Origin of the sequence: Novacetimonas hansenii JCM 7643 (genome assembly GCF_000964405.1) — a bacterium.
Classification (GTDB): Bacteria; Pseudomonadota; Alphaproteobacteria; order Acetobacterales; family Acetobacteraceae; genus Novacetimonas; species Novacetimonas hansenii.
Window position 1 is genome coordinate 22,366 of sequence record NZ_BANE01000055.1, and the last position, 21,454, is coordinate 43,819.

At 55.3% G+C, this 21,454-nt stretch carries 19 protein-coding genes; 8 read left to right on the forward strand and 11 right to left on the reverse strand.

The annotated features are described in order from the left end of the window. The first annotated feature begins 91 nt into the window (after positions 1 to 91). The 6 genes from B7G66_RS04115 (at position 92) to B7G66_RS17780 (ending at position 6,312) form a co-directional block, all read left to right on the forward strand. Positions 92 to 1,267, forward strand: a complete 1,176-nt coding sequence (locus tag B7G66_RS04115; RefSeq protein WP_003619962.1) for an acyltransferase family protein — start codon at positions 92 to 94, stop codon at positions 1,265 to 1,267. Positions 1,268 to 1,463: 196 nt separating this feature from the next. Continuing rightward, the gene (locus tag B7G66_RS04120) at positions 1,464 to 1,991 is read left to right on the forward strand and encodes a DUF4142 domain-containing protein (protein WP_003619961.1); all 528 of its coding nucleotides are present in this window, start codon (positions 1,464 to 1,466) and stop codon (positions 1,989 to 1,991) included. A 32-nt stretch (positions 1,992 to 2,023) separates the two neighbouring features. Then, positions 2,024 to 2,380, forward strand: a complete 357-nt coding sequence (locus tag B7G66_RS04125) for a hypothetical protein (RefSeq protein ID WP_048858861.1) — start codon at positions 2,024 to 2,026, stop codon at positions 2,378 to 2,380. 42 nt (positions 2,381 to 2,422) lie between these two features. Continuing rightward, entirely contained in the window at positions 2,423 to 4,117 is a 1,695-nt protein-coding gene (ybaL, locus tag B7G66_RS04130; protein ID WP_003619959.1) for a YbaL family putative K(+) efflux transporter, read from the forward strand. A 10-nt stretch (positions 4,118 to 4,127) separates the two neighbouring features. Continuing rightward, positions 4,128 to 5,951 carry a glycoside hydrolase family 15 protein gene (locus B7G66_RS04135; RefSeq protein ID WP_003619957.1) on the forward strand — a complete coding sequence of 608 codons (1,824 nt, stop codon included), beginning with the start codon at positions 4,128 to 4,130 and terminating at the stop codon, positions 5,949 to 5,951. 208 nt (positions 5,952 to 6,159) lie between these two features. Further along, positions 6,160 to 6,312: a hypothetical protein gene (locus B7G66_RS17780; protein WP_003619955.1), complete on the forward strand. Its 153-nt coding sequence runs from the start codon at positions 6,160 to 6,162 to the stop codon at positions 6,310 to 6,312. 91 nt (positions 6,313 to 6,403) lie between these two features. On the opposite strand, the gene B7G66_RS04140 is transcribed toward B7G66_RS17780, so the two are convergent. Continuing rightward, entirely contained in the window at positions 6,404 to 7,222 is an 819-nt protein-coding gene (locus B7G66_RS04140; RefSeq protein WP_003619953.1) for a creatininase family protein, read from the reverse strand. Between the two features lie 267 nt (positions 7,223 to 7,489). Between B7G66_RS04140 and B7G66_RS04145 the strand changes: the two genes are divergently transcribed. Continuing rightward, positions 7,490 to 8,101 (forward strand): nitroreductase family protein, encoded by a 612-nt coding sequence (locus tag B7G66_RS04145; RefSeq protein ID WP_003619952.1) that lies wholly within the window; start codon positions 7,490 to 7,492, stop codon positions 8,099 to 8,101. 267 nt (positions 8,102 to 8,368) lie between these two features. Here B7G66_RS04145 and B7G66_RS04155 read toward each other — a convergent pair whose 3' ends face one another. Further along, positions 8,369 to 9,664: a replication-associated recombination protein A gene (locus tag B7G66_RS04155; RefSeq protein WP_003619948.1), complete on the reverse strand. Its 1,296-nt coding sequence runs from the start codon at positions 9,662 to 9,664 to the stop codon at positions 8,369 to 8,371. Positions 9,665 to 9,850: 186 nt separating this feature from the next. Between B7G66_RS04155 and B7G66_RS04160 the strand changes: the two genes are divergently transcribed. Then, a complete protein-coding gene (locus B7G66_RS04160) occupies positions 9,851 to 10,912 on the forward strand; it encodes a PQQ-dependent sugar dehydrogenase (protein WP_141312987.1) in 1,062 nt (353 codons plus the stop codon). A 460-nt stretch (positions 10,913 to 11,372) separates the two neighbouring features. Here the strand turns inward: B7G66_RS04160 and B7G66_RS04165 are convergent, their stop codons facing one another. From B7G66_RS04165 to B7G66_RS04205, 9 genes are all read right to left on the reverse strand, one after another. Then, a complete protein-coding gene (locus B7G66_RS04165; RefSeq protein ID WP_003619943.1) occupies positions 11,373 to 12,665 on the reverse strand; it encodes an Hsp70 family protein in 1,293 nt (430 codons plus the stop codon). Positions 12,666 to 12,721: 56 nt separating this feature from the next. Beyond that, positions 12,722 to 14,098, reverse strand: a complete 1,377-nt coding sequence (locus tag B7G66_RS04170) for an 8-oxoguanine deaminase (RefSeq protein WP_003619941.1) — start codon at positions 14,096 to 14,098, stop codon at positions 12,722 to 12,724. Positions 14,099 to 14,622: 524 nt separating this feature from the next. Then, positions 14,623 to 14,988, reverse strand: coding sequence for a hypothetical protein (locus tag B7G66_RS04175; protein ID WP_048858859.1), 366 nt, complete (start codon positions 14,986 to 14,988; stop codon positions 14,623 to 14,625). After that, complete coding sequence (locus B7G66_RS04180; protein ID WP_003619934.1) at positions 14,979 to 15,779, reverse strand: copper resistance protein B; 801 nt, start codon at positions 15,777 to 15,779, stop codon at positions 14,979 to 14,981. The genes B7G66_RS04175 and B7G66_RS04180 overlap by 10 nt, the downstream gene beginning before the upstream one ends. A 5-nt stretch (positions 15,780 to 15,784) precedes the next feature. Next, positions 15,785 to 17,527 (reverse strand): copper resistance system multicopper oxidase, encoded by a 1,743-nt coding sequence (locus B7G66_RS04185; protein WP_003619933.1) that lies wholly within the window; start codon positions 17,525 to 17,527, stop codon positions 15,785 to 15,787. A gap of 81 nt (positions 17,528 to 17,608) precedes the next feature. Next, the gene (locus B7G66_RS04190; protein ID WP_141313106.1) at positions 17,609 to 18,049 is read right to left on the reverse strand and encodes a hypothetical protein; all 441 of its coding nucleotides are present in this window, start codon (positions 18,047 to 18,049) and stop codon (positions 17,609 to 17,611) included. A 135-nt stretch (positions 18,050 to 18,184) separates the two neighbouring features. After that, complete coding sequence (rfbF, locus tag B7G66_RS04195; protein WP_003619931.1) at positions 18,185 to 18,949, reverse strand: glucose-1-phosphate cytidylyltransferase; 765 nt, start codon at positions 18,947 to 18,949, stop codon at positions 18,185 to 18,187. 76 nt (positions 18,950 to 19,025) lie between these two features. Then, positions 19,026 to 19,919 (reverse strand): hypothetical protein, encoded by an 894-nt coding sequence (locus B7G66_RS04200; RefSeq protein WP_003619928.1) that lies wholly within the window; start codon positions 19,917 to 19,919, stop codon positions 19,026 to 19,028. Positions 19,920 to 19,968: 49 nt separating this feature from the next. Continuing rightward, complete coding sequence (locus B7G66_RS04205; RefSeq protein ID WP_003619926.1) at positions 19,969 to 21,006, reverse strand: NAD-dependent epimerase/dehydratase family protein; 1,038 nt, start codon at positions 21,004 to 21,006, stop codon at positions 19,969 to 19,971. Between the last annotated feature and the right edge of the window lie 448 nt (positions 21,007 to 21,454).

A 21,454-nucleotide genomic window follows, 5' to 3' on the forward strand; every position in this document is an offset into this window, starting at 1 on the left:
TGTTTCCTGATGGATGCGGGGCGGCTTGTGGCGCATCTCTCGACAAGATCAGGACCGTTTTGGTTCAACCCGACATTGATGGGGGGCAGTCGTGCGTCGCGAAACAGAACTTGATGCCGTGCGTGGCATTGCCGCGCTGATTGTCATGTTTTTCCATTTCTGGTTGATTATTCCAGATGAATGGAAATCACATGCGTATATTACGCATATGGCGGGGATATCCATTACCCCCGAAATCCTTTTCCATTTCACCCCCCTGCGCCTTCTGGTATCAGGATCAGGTGCTGTGGGGCTGTTTTTTGTACTGAGTGGATATGTGCTGTCCCTGTCTGTGGCACGACAGAGAATGGCGTCCTATGGGCGTTTTGTCATAAGGCGGATATTTCGGATCTACCTGCCTTTTGTCGTCGTCATCCTTTTCAGCGCCTCTCTCCTGCCTCTTGTCAAAACGGCGCCACTGCATGGGGTTAGCCAGTGGTTTGCAAACGAGCCATGGTCTGTTTATCCCACAGAACAGGTGATCATGGGCCATCTCATGATGATCGGCACGGTGCCGTTGGTCAGCCTCGATAGCCCGATCTGGTCCCTTATTATCGAAATGCGGGTATCCCTGATATTTCCAATCCTGTTTATCCTTATGGAAAAATACAGGAGTGAGACACTGACCGGTGTTGTGGCTGCATATTTTTTCTCTAACATTTTCCTGAACCGCCTGGGGGAAAACCCGCCTACCACTTTCATGCACAGCATTTTGTTTACATTCGAATACCTGCCACTTTTCGTGGTGGGCATTCTTTTTTATCAGTTCAGGGAGCAGATACGGGGGTTTTATGGTTCCACATGGCCAGTTATTCGCAATATTGCCCTGCCACTGGCGGTCCTGTTGCTGGGGACGCCCACCATCGGGCCGGAAAATGCCGTCGGGATCATGAAAAACCTTATATGGATCGTCTGTACGATCGTTGGATCATGCGCTGTAATCTGCATCGCACTGCATAATGAAAAAATCTCTCTTTATCTTCAGAAATCACATATGCAGGGCCTGGGTCATATTTCATACAGCCTGTATCTCAGCCATATGGTGGTCTTGCTGGTCATGGCTTATACCTTGCTGCATCATATGTCCCTGTGGGAATGGGGAATGCTTGCACTGCCGACCTGCTGTGTGGTTGCAATGGTCTGCTTCTGGCTGGTGGAATCGCCCTGCATGAAGGCTGGCTACTGGTTGACACGACGCAGGTACCTCAAACCCGGACTTGTGGGATAAAACAGCCAGGTGGGTTGGAAAACCGCCGGATGATACGGGACGACAGGTCCCGCAACCGCCTTTTGCCAAAAGCAAAAGGCGGTATTTCCATGCGGATTCCCGTGCAAGGCGAATGTAAAATTCATGATATATGAAGAAGCATAAAAACTTTTATCACGAAAAAGACTTTTTACATGCATGACAGGAGCATCGTGCCATGAAAAAAGTCTGCTTCCTTCTCGCTGTATTATTATGTTCGTCTTCTGCCGTGGCGCAGTCATTGACGGAAAAGACGGGACTGAATTCCGTGTTTGGCGTGGCGCCCGCAACTGCGGATTTTCTCAGGGAAGCGGCCATCAGTGACCAGTTCGAAATCCAGTCCAGCCAGCTTGCGCAGGAGGAGCATACGGCGTCGTTGCAGGGCTTTGCATCGCGTATGATCACCGATCATCAGGCAACATCGGGACAATTGCAGGAAATGGTGCAAAATGGCGATCTGCAGATTGACCTTCCCACTGCACTCGACAGTTCGCATCAGGAGATGCTCGACAGGCTCAGGAAACTGCACGGTAATAATTTCGTGGGACGCTATCGCTCTGATCAGATCAGCGCACATGAAAGTGCGATTTCCTTTTTCCAGCGTTATGCAGATAGTGGGGATAACATGAAACTGAAAAGCTGGGCTGTAAAAACATTGCCAATCCTGAAATCCCATCTGGAAATGGCACGCGCCCTGCCGCAATAAAGGGGGGAGTGGAATATCTGAAAAACGAGCATATGGACCAGTCTGCGCCCGATCAAGACCATCCTGCGGGCTTTTCTTCCCGTGATTATGAACGTCGCATGGCGTTGCTTGTCCGCAGGCTTCCTGCGCGGATACAGGGCCTGATACACAGGTTGCGCCGTCCGTCCGCGCGGTGGGTGCGGGTGCCGGTTGGTATCGTGCTGGTTCCGGCAGGGTTTCTGGCGGTATTGCCTGTTTTTGGTCTGTGGATGACGCCGCTTGGGCTTGTCCTGCTGGCAGAGGATATTCCGTTTCTACGTCGGGTCATGGCGCGCCTCCTTGCATGGATCGAGCGACGTCATCCGGGCTGGATGGGCCTGCCTGAAGCACGCGGTGCCCCGCCACCGTAAACACTGTTTGTCATATCATCGGCTGTACGGGATCAGCAGGCCATGCCGCATGGAAGCCCCCTTGTCACGATCCTTGTCATTGGTCTCAGTCTTGCCTTCGTACTCGGCACGATCGCAAACAGGCTCAGATGTTCCGTGCTTGTCGGTTATCTGCTGGCGGGTATCGCCATTGGCCCGTTCACCCCTGGTTTTGTGGCGGATCAGGATCTTGTGCCCCAATTGGCGGAAATTGGCGTTATCCTGCTGATGTTTGGTGTGGGGCTGCATTTTTCCGTCAATGACCTTGTCTCCGTCAGGGCCATCGCAGTTCCTGGCGCCGTGTTGCAGGTCGTCATGTCCACAATATGTGGCATGTTTCTGGCACGACTGCTGGGCTGGTCATGGGGAAGTGGCGTGGTTTTCGGCATGACCCTTGCCATCGCCAGTACGGTCGTGCTGCTGCGGACGTTGCAGGAACATCGCCTGATGGACACGCAACGTGGGCATATCGCCATCGGCTGGCTGGTGATCCAGGACCTGCTGACGGTGATGGTTCTGGTGCTTTTGCCGGTTATGGCGCCGTTGCTGAAACATGATCCGCATGCAGCCATGGTCGGTCCGTGGCAACTGGTCATCGCGGTCGGGCTGACGATTGGCAAGGTCGTGGCTTTTATTGCCCTGATTCTGGTGGTCGGGCGACGGCTGATCCCGACAATGCTGCATTATGTCGCGCATACCGGTTCACGGGAACTGTTTCGCCTGTGCGTGCTGGCAATTGCACTGGGTGTTGCCCTGACGGCGACGGAAATCTTTGGCGTTTCCTTTGCTCTGGGGGCGTTCGTTGCAGGCATGGTGTTGAGTGAGTCGCCACTGTCGCAGCATGCGGGGGCGGAAACCCTGCCGTTGCGCGATGCCTTTGCCGTGCTGTTCTTCATTTCGGTGGGAATGCTGTTCAATCCCGTCATCCTGTTTCGCCATCCCCTGCCCTTGCTGGGTACGTTGGCGGTCATCATGGTGGCAACGCCATCCCTGACGGTTGTGATCCTGCGTATCCTGCGCCAGCCATGGCGGACAGCCCTGTCGGTCGGTGCAGGACTTGCACAGATCGGAGAGTTCTCTTTCATCCTTGCCGCCCTTGGGGTGCAATCGGGGGTGCTTGCCGAACGTGCGCGCGACCTTGTGCTTGGTGCGTCCATCGTATCCATACTGCTTAACCCTGTCCTTGTTGCGGTCATCAACCGGATGAACGACCTGCTGGACCGACGGGCGCGCCTGCGCACCGATGGCGCGGAACGTGAAAGCCCTGTTGCAGGATTACGGGGGCATGCCATCCTGATCGGGGGTGGCCGGGTCGGTGCCCTTGTTGCGGAAGGGCTGCGTGCGCATGATGTCCCGTTGCTGGTGGTGGAGGAAGCGGACACGCAGGTAAAGGCATTACGTGGGCGGGGGATCGACGTGATGCTGGGCAATGCGGCGGACCCCGGGCTGTTGCCGCTTGTGGGGCTGGATCGTGCCCGTATCCTGATCGTGGCCATTCCCGATGCGTTCGAGGCGGGGGAGATCATCCAGCAGGCGCGTGGCCTCAACCCCGAAATCGATATCGTTGCACGTGCGCACTTTGACAGTGCTGCGAACTATCTTTTGGAATATGGCGCCAGTCTGGTCATCATGGGGGAGCGCGAGATCGCACGCGCGATGCTGGATTATGTCACCCATGGCGCCACGTCCGGCAGCCGTGTTGATCCTTCGAGCATATAAGGACCTTTTCATGTCCCCTACTCCCACCATCACGCATCCGATCGAAGATTATGCCATGATCGGTTCCACCCACAGTGCCGCGCTGATCCACCGTAACGGCACTATCGAGTGGCTGTGCATGCCACGTTTTGATTCCGAGGCGATTTTCGCCTCTCTCCTCGGTACGTCTGAAAATGGGGAGTGGGCGGTACGTGCCACCGATCCGGCGGCACATATCACGCGTCGTTATGTTCCTGATACGATGATCCTTGAAACCACGATACAGACGGTGTCAGGGCGTGCCGTCGTGCTTGATTTCATGCCGACACCCGTTGATGGCGATCTTCATGAACTTGTCCGCATCATCCGTGGTGTCGAAGGACAGGTCGATTTTTCCGCCGAACTGCGCCTTCGTTTCAATTATGGCGCATGGATTCCCTGGGTGGAACGGCGCGAGGGGGCGATCTTTGCCTTTGCCGGACCGGATGCCATCCGCCTGAGCAGTAGCGTTGACCTCAGCAACACCAACTTTTCCACCACATCGGAATTCACCATTGTTGCGGGGCAAAGTGTGGCCACGACACTGGAATGGTTCCCCTCACACAAAATACCGCCCCTGCCACGTGATCCTTACGCCCTGTTACGCCATACAGAGGCCCAGGGACGGCTGTGGGCGGCGCAGTGTACCTATGACGGTCCTTATGCCGAGGTTGTGCGACGCTCTCTCATGACGCTCAAGGCGCTGACCTATCAGCCGACCGGTGGGATTGTTGCGGCCCCTACGACCTCCCTGCCCGAAGATCCCGGTGGGGGGCGTAACTGGGATTATCGTTATTGCTGGCTGCGTGATGCGGTCTGGACGCTGCATGCGCTGACGGTATCGGGGTATATGGAGGAAGCAAGCGCATGGCGATGGTGGCTGATGCGCGCGACCGCTGGCGCGCCAGACGGGTTGCAGGTCATGTATGGCCTGCATGGAGAGCGCAGGTTGACGGAAACCACGCTGGACCATCTGGCGGGATACGAAAACAGCCGTCCTGTGCGCATCGGAAATGCGGCGCATGAACAGCTCCAGCTTGATGTCTATGGCTCTTTGCTGGGTGCATTCGATGCGGCGCGACGTGACGGGCTGGCGGACATGGACGCGGTATGGCCGTTGCAACGTTCGATCGCCGACCGCCTGCTTGTCCTGTGGCGTCAGCCGGATTCCAGCCTGTGGGAGGTACGTGGCCCGAAGCAGCACTTTGTTTATTCCAAGATGATGTGCTGGTTTGCGTTTGACCGCACGATTGCCAGCGCTGTGGATTTCGGGCTTGAAGGCCCGGTTGACGCCTGGCGTGCGGCGCGTGAGGAAATCCATGCCGAAATCTGTGAAAAAGGGTTCGACGTGGCCAGTAACAGTTTCATGCAGTATTATGGCGCGGACCGTGTAGATGCCTCCTTGTTGCAGATCCCGCTGCTGGGTTTCCTGCCGGCAGATGACCCGCGCGTGCAGGGTACGGTTGCCCGGATCGAAAAGGAACTGCTGCATAACAATGTGGTCTATCGCTATCTGCCCGAAGGGGTGACGGCCGATGGGCTGGAGGGACGGGAGGGCGCGTTCCTTGCATGTAGTTTCTGGCTGTGTGATGCCTATATCATGTCCCGTCGCATGGAGGAGGCGCGCATCCTGTTTGAACGGTTGCTCTCCTATGGCAATGACCTTGGCCTTTTTGCTGAGGAATATGACCCTGTTGCGCGGCGGCAGCTTGGGAATTTTCCGCAGGCCTTCAGCCATTTTGCCCTTGTCCATACCGCCCATATGCTGGCAGGTGGGGTGATCGATGCCAGTGGACAGCGACGCAGGAGAAAGTAGGCCATGGGCGCCTATCTGCCGGATGATTAGGGAGCGGGTTTTTCAATCTGCATATATGGTCGCAGTTTTGTGAAAAAAACATTGGAAGCGAATTTGCAGGTGGTTGTGCTGCCTCTTAATCGATCAGGTTGTGCGCGTTCTGTATGAAACCTTTCGGCAGGCCATACGCTGTATGGGCAATGGTTCAAGGGAGGGAATGATGAGTGTCATGAAATTTTCCCTCTATACACAGACGGAAAACCAGCCCCTGTTTCACTGGGTGCGACGTGAACTGCATGAATGTTTTGACTTTATCATGCATGAACCGCCCCCGGACGAGATACTTGCCCTGCTGGAGGGTGCGGACTCCATACGTTCCTGAAGGCAGCACGTATCCAGGGTGCCCAGTTCTTATGGGGCGGAGTGTCGTGTGGCTGAGGGGATTTCCCCCAGCCTTGGAAATGGTTTGGGGATCACCATTCCTCCTTCATGAGATGTGACACAAGGTTGACGCCAAGGGTGGTCAGGCGCTCCACCAGTTCCCGCCCCGCGGTTGGGGAACACAGGCGCGGGTCGGCCTGCATGACCCCCTGCGTTGCGATTTCGTCAATTTCAAGGGGAAAGTGGATACTGGAACCCTCGAACCGTGCCGTGGCGAAACCATTTACGGGCAAGCCCATGAACTGCTGTGGATGGGTGGCAGGGGCCGGCAGAAGGTCGGGACGCACCAGGTCAGGAAACAGCGCCATGGCCACGCTGGATAACGGGTTGCCACCGTGCCCGGCGGAACGTTCCGCCACATCGCGGTTGCCCATTACTTCGGGGAGCATACCTGCCGCGATGCTCCATAGATAGACACTTGGGATCACCACGCCATGCGTGTGTCGCATCGACAGCGTGACATCATGCACGGCCTGTGCATTGCCGCCATGTCCGTTGAAGATGATGATGCGTGTCAGCCCGTTACGCCGCAGGCATGACATGATATCGGTCAGGACGGCACGTAACGTTGCCTGGCCCAGTGCAATTCCGCCGATGACGCTGCCGAAATAATCCGCCCCGCCATAAGGCAGGACGGGCGCGACGTAGGTTCCGATGCCACGTGCCCGCGTGGCAAGTGCCACACGGCGTGCGATTGCATCCGCGCACAGGTAATCCCCCATGGGGGCGTGCGGGCCCTGATCTTCATGGCTGCCAAGGGGCAGGATGATAACGGGGTTATCCGCAAGTGCGGTGCGTGCTTCCTGCGCGGTGAGTTCGGAGAGACATAGTTTTTCTGTGGTCTGTTTCATACGGAAAATTCCAATTCGGGAGCATGTATATCGCGAAAAATTTTAGTAATTTGAAAATATTTTTCAATCCGCCCTGATGTGCAATCATGCTGCATGTCGTGAGAATTCCTGAATGGAAGAATTCTTTTTCATATGTTGGGGGATATGCAAAAGCCGGGGCGACAGTCCCTGATACCCGCTTTTTCCGTCCACATGTCTGTCTTTGCCGGGAACATGTGGCGTAACATATCCCGATTTTTCATAATAACCGATGGCAGGTAAACCCACATGACCCAACCTCCCGCCCGCACTTCCGAGACCTCGGTGGATCGCCTGATCCTTGACCGCTGGTCTCCCTATGCCTTTACCCCGGCCCTGATTGAGGAAACGGAACTTCTGTCCTTCCTTGATGCCGGGCGGTGGGCGCCTTCGGCCTATAATTCACAGCCATGGCGTTTTATCTATGCCCGGCGTGACACTGCGGATTGGGAACGTTTCCTGTCGTGGTTGATCCCGTTCAACCATTCATGGGCACAGAATGCCTCCGCCGTTGTTTATGTCGCTTCGCATACGGTCATGAATATCGGACAGGTGGAACCTGTGCCCGCCCCTACCCATTCATTTGATACCGGTGCAGCGTCAGTTCTGGTGCAACTGCAACTGAACAAGGCTGGGTGGGCAGCCCATCCCATCAGCGGCTTTGATCATGATCTGGCGCGTGCAGGGCTGGAATTGCCCGAAGATTATGCTCTTGATGCCGCCATCATCATCGGACGCCCAGGCGATGCCGGGAGCCTGCCAGAAGGGCTGCGTGCGCGTAATGTCCCCTCCTCCCGACGTCCTCTTGCTGATGTCGCGTTTTCCGGGCGGTTCCCAGGCCAACAGCAGGATGTGGACTGAAGGGGAACGCGCACACACGTCTGTATGCGTATATGATCTGTAAATGGAGGGGGTATTTGGAAAACAAACTATTTATATAAATGTAAAAATTTCCAAGATACTGTTTTTTCGCAGTATCTTGGAAAATATTCATAAAATTTGTAATTTCAATCGTATATTGGTTCTTCCTCTTGAGAAGTGTTTAACAATCCATCGGATTGGAAAGTTTTTCGTAATAATATTTCTAAAATACAGGATGGTAATTTTAATAATCGTAGTAAACATTGCCTAGTTTTCGCGGCGCTGGTCCCACCATGCCAATCGCTTCAGGATATCGCGTTCATATCCCCGTGCATTGGGACGATAGATTTCCGGTCTGTCTGGCCCGCTTAATATGTCTGGAAAAAACGGCTGACCGCTGAAGGCATGCGGGAAATCATGGTCGTATCTGTATCCATCCTTGAAGCCCTGCGCCTTCATCAGTGCCGTTGGCGCATTGACCAGATGCTTTGGCGGCATGATTGAACCATGTGCCTCGGCAAGGTCCATGGCGGTGTAGAATGCCTTGTAGATTGCATTGGATTTGATCGCGGTGGCCAGGTATCCCACGCATTGTGCAAGTGCGGGCAGTCCTTCTGGTTCCCCGATCCGTTCAAACACAGCCGCGCAGGCGGCGGCCTGTTCGATGGCGCGCGGATCGGCAAGACCGACTTCCTCCGTCGCCATGACCATCAGGCGGCGCAGGATCGCGCGTGGTGGTTCCCCACTTCTGAGCAGCCGGGCCAGCCAGTAAAGTGCTGCCTGCACATCCGAACCCCGGATTGATTTCTGAAACGCGGACAGTAGCGCGTGATGAATGTCCGATCCCTTGTCGCCGGCATGTGCTTTGCGTTGTACAAGGGTATGAAGCTGTTCGGGCGTAACGGCGGCGTCAGGGCCGAGATCCGACAGTGCTTCGGCCATCACCAGCAGGTAACGCCCGTCGCCATCCGCCATGTTCAGCAGTTCGGTGCGCGCCTCCGCCTCAAGGGGAAGCGTATGGCCCAAATGCGCCTCCGCCCGTTCCAGCAGGATCGACAGGTCGTGTGTGGCAAGCCGTTCAAGCACCATGACCTGCGCCCTGCTGGCAAGCGCGCGATTCAGTTCAAAAGAGGGATTTTCGGTGGTTGCACCGATCAGGACGATGGTCCCGTCTTCCACATACGGTAACAGTGCATCCTGCTGTGCCTTGTTCCAGCGATGGATTTCATCGACGAACAGGACCATGCCCTTTGTCTGCCCCTGCTGGCGAAGGCCCTGCGCCCGGGCGAGTGCTTTTTTCAGGTCTGCCATACCTGACATGACGGCGGAGATCTGTTCAAACGCCATGCCCGAACGCGCGGCGAGTATGCGTGCCAGCGTGGTTTTTCCCGTTCCCGGAGGACCCCAGAAAATCATGGATGACAGGCGCCCCGATGCCACCATGCGGCCAATGGGCCGATCTGGGGCCATCAGGTGGGCCTGGCCGATGACATCCTCGATCCGTTCCGGACGCAGGGCTTCGGCAAGGGGACGGGGCGCTACGGTCTCGAACAGGGATGTCACGTTTTCTCCATGGTGTTCATGTCTATGCCGGATTATGCATTTTCCAGATGCGTTTCAGAAGACGGAAGCCCTACATTTATGTTCCCTGTTCTGTCGTCCCTGATAAAGGATCGGATCATGTCATCTTGTCGCCTGGGTCGTCATGGTATCGTGCTCTCACTGTTTCTGGGGGCATCATTTTGGCATATGGCCGCACAGGCCGCCCCACGGCCAGAGGCGCTGCAACTGCCAGCGGGGTTCCATATTGCTACTTATACCAGTCATGTCCCCGGTGCGCGTGAAATGGTGCTTGGTGATCGGGGGACGATTTTTGTCGGCTCCATGGGGGCGGGCAAGGTCTATGCCCTGACAGACGGCGCAGACGGCCATGCGCCACAAGTGCGGGTGGTGGCCCATGGCCTGAACCTCCCGGTTGGTGTGGCCTTTCATCAGGGGGATCTGTATATTTCCGATACCCGCCGGATTGTCGTCCTCCGGGGGATAGAGGACCGGTTGGACCACCCGCCCACACCGCAAACGGTCGCGGATAACCTGCCCTATCGTGCGGGGGACCATTCATGGAAATTCATTGCGTTTGGACCAGATGGCAAGCTGTATGTTCCGATTGGCGCACCGTGCAATGTTTGTGATATCGGGCATGAGTTCGGTCGTCTGATCCGCATGAATCCCGACGGCACCGGGCGTGAGGATGTGGCGTATGGCATCCGTAACACCGTGGGATTTACGTGGCAGCCCGGAACGGGCGCCCTGTGGTTTACCGATAATGGCCGCGATATGATGGGCGATGACATCCCATCTGATGAGCTGAACCGTATTGACAGGGTTGGGCAATCCTTTGGATTTCCCTATTGCCATCAGGGTAACATTCCTGATCCTGTCTATGGCAAGGGTCATCCATGTGCTGGGTTTACACCGCCTGTCCTCAGGCTGGGCGCACATGTCGCGGCCCTCGGGTTACGGTTTTACGAAGGAACGATGTTTCCCGCAATGTATCGTGGTGGCCTGCTGATTGCGGAGCATGGGTCATGGAACCGTTCCCGTCTGTCGGGATACAGGGTGGTGGCAGTTCCTGTCAGTGCGGGTGGCAGCGTAGGGCCAGCCTCTGTCCTTGTAGATGGTTTTCAACATGACGAGACCCCGTGGGGACGGCCTGCGGATGTACAGCCACTGCCCGATGGCAGCGTCCTTGTCAGTGATGACCTGGCCGGTGCGATCTATCGTCTGAGCTATGATGGACATGCGGGTTGAAATGCGGATGGCAGAATATCCGAACACCATAAAATTCGGATATTTCAGTAACGGTATGTAAAAAATAAATAAACCACTGACGGGGAATGAGTAATTCGCGAATGTATTTTATAATATTTTCCACGAAAAAAGTGTAAATTCAAAAACCGTGATGGTCATATTTAGAGACTGTTTGAAAAGGCAGGCGTAATAACATACTGAAATCATAAAGGTTTTTGGTGAATTTTTTCAAAAAGATTCAGAAGACGCCGCCTTTTTTCAAAAAGGCGGCACCCAAAAACTTTTCCTGTTTTTTTTCAAACAATCTCTTAATCTGTGTGCTTGATCGATTCTGCACCCAATCCGATTTGAAGCATCTGTCTGGAAATTATCTTGTCGCCATAAGAGTCCGGTGGGTGTTCTGTAATGTTTGCAAAAAGCAATCCTCACAAAACACCTGTGAAATTTAGTCCCGTTTCTCTCAGGGCTGCGCATTCATCAGGGCCAACCCCTCTGCGACCGAGACGAACTCTCCGCCCGTATCAACACGTTCCGCGCCAAAGCGACGGGTGAACAGGTCCCGCACCGCAGGTACGAACGATGTGCCACCGGTCAGGAAAACGCGGTCTATCGCGCTTGCAGGCAGCGCCGCACGTTCAAGGGCGTTTTCAACGGCCGCATCAAAGCGATGCAGGTCCGGGGCGATCCAGTTTTCGAATTCGGTGCGTGTGATTGTACGATTGATGTGAATATCCCGGTGATCATATGTCAAGATCGCGCGGTCGGCCTGTGACAATTCCCGCTTTGCCGCGCCCACGGCACGATAAAGTGCCTGCCCCTGCTGATCATCAATCAGGTTACGCAATGCAAGTAGTCGATCCGGTTCTGAGGCCGTGCGCGCCACTTCCGAGATATCGCGCAGGGTTTGTGGCGTGCGCATCAGGGCAAGGCGATGCCAGCGGCCAAGGCTTGCATACCATTCCGCCGGGACCGGCAGTGGTGCGCCACCCATCACGCGATAAGTGGTATGCCGTCCCAGTTCAGGGGCAATGACATTATCAATGATACGGTAATCGAACTGATCGCCTGCGATGCCAACACCGGAATATCCTAATGGTGTTGCCCGATGCGGGGTATCGGGGTCGAAACGCAGGATGGAAAAATCACTGGTGCCCCCACCGAAATCCCCCACCAGCACGGTGGCTGGTGTGCCAAGGCGGCGGGCGAAGCGCCACCCTGCGGCTTCGGGTTCGAGGGCTACATCGACATGGTGAAACCCTGCGGCACGGAAACTGTCGCGCAATCGCTGCTCCCCAAAGGCATCATCGACGCCGTCCCCCGCGAAATGCACTGGGCGTCCCACCGTGGCGGTGACTGTGGCGGGATCAATTCCGATCGTGCGCATCAGGCAACCCAGAAAGCGCGCGATCATCATCTCCAGCGTCATGACATGCCCAAGCAGGCGCGTCTGGCGAAAGGAGGCCTGCGCCAGATAGGATTTCATGGACATGATCAGGCGGCTTTCGGCCGGATCCTCCAGATAGGCATCGATAGCTGCGGCACCTATGGCTTCGCACAGGCTGATGCGCCCTGCCTGCGTTTCCTCATGCCACAGGCACAGCAGCGAACGGCAGGTTTCCGTGGCCTCGTGATGGGGAAAGGAAAAGCGTGCCGGATGGGGGTGCCCATTTTCATCCAGCAGGACAACAACAGTGTTGGTCGTGCCGAAATCAATGCCGAGCCTGACGCTCTGGGGGGATCCGATGGAAGACATGGCGCCTCAATAATCATCCATCTGCCGTATGTCCATCCATCGTAACATCAGTTGCCTCAGGCCAGGGTCTCATTGTTCAGCAAGGCATGGGCCAGACGGTTGTGTCGTTCGGCAAGCATTCCCGTATCATATGTCAGCAGATGTCCGTCACGTACGACGACCTGTCCGTTGATGATCGACAGTGCCACATTGCGCGGGGTGCAGAACACAAGGGCTGCGACAGGGTCCACCAGCGCCCCGGCATATTCGATGCCACGCATGTCAAAGGCGACAAGGTCCGCCGCCATGCCCGGCGACAGATGCCCGATATCATCACGTCCCAGAACGGTGGCCCCCCCTCGTGTCGCAAGTTCGAGAACGGTGCGTGCCCCCATCATGGGGGTATCGTCCCCATTATCACGCAATCGCGAAACAAGCATCGCCTGGCGTGCCTCTGTCAGCATGTGGCTGCTGTCATTGGAGGCCGAACCGTCCACCCCCAGCCCTATGGGCACACCATGGGCCATCATGTGGCGCACGGGCGCAATGCCTGACCCCAGACGCATATTGGAACATGGGCAGTGGGCAACGCCTGTCCCGCTGCGCCCAAAACGTTCAATGCCGGCATGATCCAGACGGACGCAATGTGCATGCCATACATCCGGCCCAAGCCAGCCCGTATCCTCGGCATATTCTGCCGGAGTCATGCCAAAAGTTGCGCGGCTATATTCGATATCGCTGGCGTTTTCAGCAAGATGGGTGTGGAGCCTTGTGCCCGTTGCACGCGCCAGTGCTGCTGATTCGCGCATCAGATCCCGACTGACGGAAAATGGCGAACAGGGGGCAAGGACAATGCGTCGCATCGCAAGGCGGGAGGGATCATGATATGTTTCGACCACACGTTGCATGTCATGCAGGATGGTTTTTTCATCCTCCACCAGACTGTCAGGGGGCAGTCCCCCCTTGCTTTCACCGACACTCATTGCGCCACGGGCGGCATGAAAGCGCATGCCCATCGTGGTTGCCGCCTCAATCTGGTCATCAAGGCGGCTGCCATTCGGGAACAGGTACAGATGGTCACTACTGGTGGTGCAGCCCGAAAGAATCAGTTCCGCCATTGCCGTGCATGTAGAAACCCGGATCATGTCCGGCGTCAGGCGTGCCCAGATGGGATAGAGCGTACGCAGCCAGCCGAACAGGGAGACATCCTGTGCTTCGGGCACGGCACGGGTCAGGGTCTGGTACATGTGGTGATGGGTGTTGACCATGCCTGGCATGACCACATGACCTGACATGTCCATGACCTCGTCCGCGGTGGGCGGTACTTCGTCGGCCATGCCAACACGTACGATCTGCTGGTCCTGTATCAGGACCCAGCCCCCGGCGATTTCACGTCGCTGCGTATCCATCGTCACAAGCATCAGCGCGTTTTTAAGCAGTATGGAATGGGGCATGGACTTCTTAACCAATGTTGGGCGTTGTACGTTGTCCTATAGCGGGATCGGCATGAAATGTGCACCCATGTCATGGGAACAGCATGGGAATTAGTCAGGGGGACGGACATGATTTTGGAACAAGTTACTGACAAAAAACGATAAAATTCTTTAACAGTCAGTTTCCCCAAAAGGGGAAGACGTGTGAACCCCTATTAAAAAAAACTTTATAGACCGTTTGAAAAGTCAGGCTCGATAACATCTGGAATTACATAAGGTTTTTGGTGAAGATTTTCCTAAAAATCTTCAAAAGACGCCGCCTTTTTTAAAAAAAGGCGGCACCCAAAAACTTTTCTTATTTTTTGTCAATGATTTGGTTTGAAATAATCTCTTACCAAAAAATTCGTGAATATAGCTAAGAAATATGGGTTTCCCTGTCTTCAGCAGCCTACCGAAAGGCGTGGCCCTTGTGACGTTTTTTGAAGAATTCTCACATGGGCTTTATGAATCCTCTTCTTTTATCAGGGTATTGTTAAAACCATTTCTTATCGTTCACGCACGGCTTCCGGCATACCTAATGGACCTGTTCTGGTTGCGGATGGATGTCCGTTCTGTTGCGCCATGTGGTCCTGGATGCGATGGGTGGGATGTGGTGCCGGTGCAGGATGATGGGTCATCCCCTCCATTCCTTCCATCCCCTCCATATGTTCCATTCCCTGCATATCGTGCATCTGCATCGCCGGAGTGGTGGCTGCATGGGCGTAAGGGGCCATCAGGAAGATCGTGCCCATAATGGTGGAAAGGGCAAAAAACCGGGAACCATGTTTCATCATTGCTTTGTAATCCTTATTTATACAGGAATATTTTTTCATATCTTGGGGGAACCAACCCTGCCCTGCCTTCAGAACCATGTCCGTAGCCCGAATGTGAAATTCAGGTCATGCAGGTCATGTTCGCCACGCGCCCGTGCCAACGTTGTGGCCTGGTTGAATGTGCCGCTATAGGTGACGCCAATATAGGGGGCGAGTTTGCGATGCCATTCATAACGCAGCCTCAATCCTGTATCGATATCAGACAGGCCCCGTCCGTTCGCCCGACCCGGATCGGATTGTGAGTAGAAATTAAGTTCGACCTGAGGTTGAAGGATCAGGCGGTTGGTCAGCAACAGGTCATATGATCCCTGCAGGCGGCCGGCTGCGCCACGATCGCTGAAATAAGCGGTCGCTTCCACGTCAAAGAAATAAAGCGCCAGCCCTTCTATCCCGACCGCACCCCATGCGCGGGTGGGACCATTGTCGATATCCATCCGAACCCCGGTCTGGACATCGAAATAGCGCGAGATGGCACGATCATACAGAATTTCATGATCGCCGTCGCCAAACTTTCCGTTCGTACCCACCGTCCCTTCGGATTTCAGCCACAGCTTGTTGTAATCCGTGCCGACCCACGCCTGTCCGTCATATCGGAACTGTCCCCCATTGGCGTTATAGCGTGCCTCGAACTCATCAAGCAGGGCATGGGCATAGAGATTATGATCCATGACCGGTGGCATTGCGTTGACATAGGCAACAGGGGCAGAAGACAGCCCTTTTTTCTGCACGCCACTATTTTTCATGGTGTGGGCCTGTGCCATCGGGGTGACGGCCTGTGCATGAAGGGAGAAGACGGGGATACATGGTAATATCGTGGCAATGATGAACATGTGTTTCATGACACGATGACCGTGCGGAACATGCCCAGTTCCATATGATAGAGCAGATGACAGTGATAGGCCCACATCCCTGGTTCATCGACGGTGACAAGGTAGCTCAGTCTCTCGCCTGGCTTGACGATGATCGTATGTTTATAGGGGCGGTACTCCCCCTGCCCGTTTTCCAGTTCACTCCAGAATCCATGCAGGTGGATCGGATGTTCCATCATCGTATCATTGATCACGATGAACCTGACCCGTTCGCCCAGCGTGAGGCGGATTGCGTCCGCTTCGGAGAATTTTTTACCGTCGAACCCCCATATGAAGCGCTGCATATTGCCTGTCAGATGCAATGTGATCTCACGCGATGGTGGTCTGGGGTCCGCGCCTGCGATGGTCGCGCGCAGATCGGCATAGGTCAGGACGCGGCGGCCATTATGATCCAGCCCATCCCCTGCTTCTGCCAGGCGGTTGATGGGCATCATGGCGATGCTCTGTACTTCCACACCAGGGCGCAGGCGTGGGGTGGCATGGGCGGGCATATCATGCGTCATGTGTGACATGTCCATGCCTTCCATTTCCTTGGACTTAGGCGAAGATGGGGTATGCATGTCCATATTCCCCATCCCCATGTCCGTCATGGTGCGCAGTGGGCGTGGGTCCATCGGGGGGATCGGCCCAGAAACTCCTGCACGGGTCGCAAGCGTACCACGTGCATATCCGGTCCGGTCTTCGGCCTGTGCGAAGATGGTGTATGGACCGGACCCGCGTGGGGTGACCAGAACGTCATAGGTTTCCGCCGTACCGATGCGGAATTCATCTATTGTTACAGGTTCGACTTCGTTGCCATCGGCCTGTATGACCGTCATCTCCAGCCCTGGGATGCGGATATCAAACAACGTCATGGACGAAGCGTTGATGAAACGCAGTCGTATGCGTTCTCCCGGCCCGAACAGGCCCGTCCAGTTGGCCTGTGGCGAGTGCCCGTTCAGAAGGTAGGTATAGATGATACCTGACACGTCAAGGATGTCGGTCGGCGCCATGTTCATCCCGCCCCATTGCAGACGGTCACGCAACGTTGCCGATATGCCCTTGTGGCGCATGTCATGGAACAGGGTTCCCACCGTGCGCTGGCGGAAATTGTAATAGTCGCTGTCGAATTTGAGGTTGGAGACGATGTCTGCTGGGGCCACGTCTGTCCAGTCGGACAGGACCATCACATATTCACGGTCATAATGATGGGTTTCCCCATGTCTGGGGTCGATGATGATCGCCCCATACATGCCCTGCTGCTCCTGAAAGCCGGAATGGCTATGATACCAGTAGGTGCCACTCTGGTGCAGGCGAAAGCGGTAGGTGAATGTCTCGCCCGGGGGAATGCCGGCAAAGCTCAGCCCCGGCACGCCATCCATGGCGGCAGGCAGGCGGATGCCGTGCCAGTGGATGGAACTGTCTTCATGCAGGTGGTTCGTGACATTGAGTTCAACAGTGTCCCCCTGTCGCCAGCGCAGGATCGGGGCCGGGATGGAACCATTGACCCCCACGGCACGGACGCGGTGTCCTGTCATGTTGGCGTGCAGGCGTTCAATGCCCAGGTCAAAGCGGGTGGACGGCGTGGCGGCAGGTTGCCCCGTCATGGGGGATTGCGCACGGGCATGGGGGCTTGTGCCTGCGGTCACAAGCGCGCCCCATATGCCTGCGCCGGTTACGAAACGACGACGCGTCAACGCCCCGCCTTTCGCATGCGATACAAGTGTCATGGATAGATATCCGCCAGAAAATATGGACGGTACCGTGTCTTCCCATGCGGGAAGTCCGGTTCCAAAACGGTCAGGAAGGGATCAGACCGTTTTTCTGGGGGGTGGAAGTGCGGGGGCGGATGCCACCCCGCCTGCACCAATGGCATAACGGCTGCCAAAGGTCACTGTGTCTGCACGTGCCTGCATCAGTGGTACAAAACCCGGTGTCACCGCCCAACCGGTCATGCAGGCTGGACCCGACAGGCAGCATCCTGCATCGCCATGTTTGCAGGATTGGTGTGTGTCGCACGGCTGGTGATGATGGCATTGGGGGGAGGATGGATGGACGCCTGGCATTGCCGCCATCGCCGGGGTCGCATATGTGACCGGGGCGTGTGTATCCCGGGCGTGTGTATCAGGCATCCCCTCGATACCAGTGGGGCTGGGTGCAGCATATACCGGCACGACAGACAGCAGCATCCCGACCTGAAAGAACAGGCAGGCCATCATATACCGCCACTTTTTTGCGCCGATCGCGTTCACACCCGTTTCCCTGCCATCCACAGGACTTCTTTGACATGCCCCGGTGGGACAATCGGCATCATAGCATGTCGCCGGGTGCCCATGTCCACCCCTCCTTTCGTATATGCACGTCAGATATGTGCATCCGCATTATGTTTACCACATGCGCCAGGGTGCGTTGCGTGTTTCCCATAGATGTTCCAGATGACGCTTGTCACGCAGGGTATCCATGGAATGCCAGAATGCATCATGTTTGAGCGCCATCAACTGCCCATCGCTGGCCAGGCGCTCCAGCGGAGTGCGTTCGAAAACGGTTTCATCATCTTCCAGATACCCAAAGACCGAAGGTGACAGCACGAAAAAGCCACCATTTACATAACCGGGTTCAATGGGCTTTTCACGGAAGGCTTCGACGCATCCGTTGACGATTTCCAGTGTGCCAAAACGCGCCGGGGGCTTGACCGCCGTGACGGTTGCAACACGGCCGTGGCTGTGATGGAATGCAACCGTCGTGCGCACATCTATTTCGGCGACCCCATCGCCATATGTCATGCAAAACGCTTCATCCTGCAGATAGGGTTGCAGGCGTCGCAGACGACCACCCGTCATGGTATCAAGCCCGGTATCCACCAACGTTACACGCCATGGTTCGGCACTGCGTTTCAGGGTGACAATAGTATCGTTTTGCATATCAACCGTGATATCCGATGACAGGAGATGGTAATTGGCAAAATACTGCTTGATCATCTCTGCCTTGTAGCCAAGGGGAATCACAAAATCATTGATCCCCGCATGGGAATAGATTTTCATGATGTGCCACAGGATGGGACGTCCCCCGATTTCAACCATAGGTTTTGGCCTGCTGTCGGTTTCCTCCATCAGGCGTGTTCCATAACCACCGGACAGGATAACGGCTTTCATGACCACTGCTCTCCATTCAGGTCTCAGGTAAAATTTGACAGCCCGTGACGTTGCACACCTTTTGTTGCATGTGTGTTCATGTCGGCAGGTTCAATCGGCGGCGCACGGTCACGCCAACACTCGGCAGGCCCCGGCGAAGCCATTGTCCCATGCCGATCTCCCCTCCCTCACAACGGAACCTCCAGTTGGAGACCATGTGTTCCATGACCTGGAGAGGGTAAAAATCCTCAAAGAAATCAAGCCCGTTCGTGGCTGCGAAACACTCCGCCAGAAATGAGCCGCGTGGCGGGGCAAAGCGTTTCCATATGCCAATGCGCACCATCTGGTCATTCCACAGATGAAGCGTATAGGCGGATGCGCACAGTTTTTCGCATTCCTGCCGGTATTGCGGCAGGAGGATCTTCCATGCTTCCCGGAAATGGATGGGAAAGAAATATTGCGGGGCATAGGATTCCTGCATGATCACCTGTTTTCCGAACAACGATGTCAGCAGACGCGGGCCTGTCGCCCCCCAGACCAGATCGCGATCCCGCAACGCCAGCGTTTCATGGACCAGATGATCAAGTTTGGGATGATTGCGTTCCAGGCGCATGATCGCGCCACACACCGAAGTCGGGTCTTCTTTGGCAAGGAGCATGTCCCATCGCGGCAGGTCGATGCGGCGCAGCATGAGCATGTCCGCGTCGACCCATATGTGATCGGTCCGGCGCGACAGTTCATAGCGGAACAGGTCGGAAAAATGGCTGAGGTTCGGCTTTCCCCTAATCAGGAAACGCATCATGTTGGCCGGATCGGTAATGTCGCGCGCATCACCATTTATCACACCCGCGGGGAGGTTCTTGACCGCTTCGTAACTATAGACGGTGAAGGTATACCCATGTGCCACATAGGAATTGATGCAGGCAGCCTCATATGCCGAAATGGTTTCACTGCCCCAGAACGTGGCGAATGTCGGTTGAAAAATGGTCATGGATTCTATCCTGCTGCCGCATGCTGGCTGATGATGACCTGCCTTGGGGTCATCTGACCCATCTCAGGTCCTGTCCCAGATATCCTGCATCCATCATGTTCTTCAGCGCATGCAGGCGTATCAGGGAGGAATTGCGAAAATTACGGTCGGAAAAGCCAATGCCCCGCAGACCTGAAATGAGTTCGGCGATGGTCTCCGACAGGCTGACCCTCGGAACGAAATCAGGTGCAATCTTCTGGAAAAAGGAAAAATCAACCTTGTAAGAACGTCGGTCTGGCGGGGCCTCGGTGTTAATACGCACCGAGGTGCCTGGCAGATGCTGTGCCACGGCCTCGGCAAGGTTACGGACAGTATGGTTCCAGGCATTACTGCCTGCATTGACCACAAGATGCCGTTCCCCTTTGCGTGTTATCGCCCATTCGAGCGCGCGCGCCATATCCCGCACATGGATCAGCGGACGCCAGGGCGTTCCATCGCTCAGGACAGTGATATCCCCACAGGTCAGGGCGCTGGCGACAAAATCATTTACTACGAGATCCAGTCGCAGGCGATCTGAGAAACCACAGGCCGTTGCAAAACGCAGGCAGGTAATGGCCATTTCACCTGCATCCATGTGCATCAAGGCACGTTCAGTCTCTATTTTCGAGCGGGCATAGGCGGTCAGGGGTTCGACCGGATCACTTTCCTTGCGTGGCAGGCCACCCGCTACGCCATATACACTGCAACTGGAGGCAAACGCGAAGTGCTGCACGCCAGCACGGGCGGCCATTTGGGCCAGATGCAGGCTGCCGCCACGGTTGATCTGGTCAGTTACTTCCTCAAATCGCGATCCCATCGGATCGTTTGAAATGGCGGCCAGATGCACGACTGCATCCGTTCCATTCAGGAAAGGAGCAGGAATATCGCGTACATCCCCAAAATATTGCGCATCAAGCATAATTTCCGGGAACGGACCGGATGTGGTCAGGCATTGGCCAAACAGGCAACTGTCATATCCCACAAGTGTCGCCGTCGGGAATCGATCCCGCAGATGTCGTATGACGACTGGACCAACATAGCCCATATTTCCCACAATGAGTATGCGCATATTTTTCTTATGCTCCAGAGGGAGGTAAACTGTCTCAGGTTACGGATATTGCAGTCATGCGAAAAATGTTCCCGAAATTTTAGGACATTCCATACATCGGCACATATGTGCCACATCATCCTCGGATGACGGTTTTTGTGCGCATATTTCCTTTATCGTCTATTCTGTCTTGATCTACGACGACGAACGTCATTTCTTCGACCGGGTTTTATGTTCTATAAAACAAATTTCAAATGAACCTATACAATGTTTCAAACCTGTCAGATATCTGGTTTTTTGCGCATATATGCAGAATTAAAGAAACCGTGTCAGTTCGACAACGTTCTATAGGAGGCTTGGGAGCGTAAGAACGTTATAAATACGAAGAAAATAAATCTATAAATTTCAAAATTATCAGGAATATATTAGAGCCCGATCCGAAAGTTTTTCAAGCTTGACAATGCCTTGC

Excerpts from the sequence above, each read along its gene's own strand:
- B7G66_RS04120 (WP_003619961.1), top strand. The coding sequence starts at position 1,464 with ATGAAAAAAGTCTGCTTCCTTCTCGCTGTATTATTATGTTCGTCTTCT.
- B7G66_RS04125 (WP_048858861.1), top strand. The coding sequence starts at position 2,024 with ATGGACCAGTCTGCGCCCGATCAAGACCATCCTGCGGGCTTTTCTTCC.
- ybaL (WP_003619959.1), top strand. The coding sequence starts at position 2,423 with ATGCCGCATGGAAGCCCCCTTGTCACGATCCTTGTCATTGGTCTCAGT.
- B7G66_RS04135 (WP_003619957.1), top strand. The coding sequence starts at position 4,128 with ATGTCCCCTACTCCCACCATCACGCATCCGATCGAAGATTATGCCATG.
- B7G66_RS17780 (WP_003619955.1), top strand. The coding sequence starts at position 6,160 with ATGAAATTTTCCCTCTATACACAGACGGAAAACCAGCCCCTGTTTCAC.
- B7G66_RS04140 (WP_003619953.1), bottom strand. The coding sequence starts at position 7,222 with ATGAAACAGACCACAGAAAAACTATGTCTCTCCGAACTCACCGCGCAG.
- B7G66_RS04145 (WP_003619952.1), top strand. The coding sequence starts at position 7,490 with ATGACCCAACCTCCCGCCCGCACTTCCGAGACCTCGGTGGATCGCCTG.
- B7G66_RS04160 (WP_141312987.1), top strand. The coding sequence starts at position 9,851 with ATGGCCGCACAGGCCGCCCCACGGCCAGAGGCGCTGCAACTGCCAGCG.
- B7G66_RS04165 (WP_003619943.1), bottom strand. The coding sequence starts at position 12,665 with ATGTCTTCCATCGGATCCCCCCAGAGCGTCAGGCTCGGCATTGATTTC.
- B7G66_RS04170 (WP_003619941.1), bottom strand. The coding sequence starts at position 14,098 with ATGCCCCATTCCATACTGCTTAAAAACGCGCTGATGCTTGTGACGATG.
- B7G66_RS04175 (WP_048858859.1), bottom strand. The coding sequence starts at position 14,988 with ATGGTTCTGAAGGCAGGGCAGGGTTGGTTCCCCCAAGATATGAAAAAA.
- B7G66_RS04180 (WP_003619934.1), bottom strand. The coding sequence starts at position 15,779 with ATGTTCATCATTGCCACGATATTACCATGTATCCCCGTCTTCTCCCTT.
- B7G66_RS04185 (WP_003619933.1), bottom strand. The coding sequence starts at position 17,527 with ATGACACTTGTATCGCATGCGAAAGGCGGGGCGTTGACGCGTCGTCGT.
- rfbF (WP_003619931.1), bottom strand. The coding sequence starts at position 18,949 with ATGAAAGCCGTTATCCTGTCCGGTGGTTATGGAACACGCCTGATGGAG.
- B7G66_RS04200 (WP_003619928.1), bottom strand. The coding sequence starts at position 19,919 with ATGACCATTTTTCAACCGACATTCGCCACGTTCTGGGGCAGTGAAACC.
- B7G66_RS04205 (WP_003619926.1), bottom strand. The coding sequence starts at position 21,006 with ATGCGCATACTCATTGTGGGAAATATGGGCTATGTTGGTCCAGTCGTC.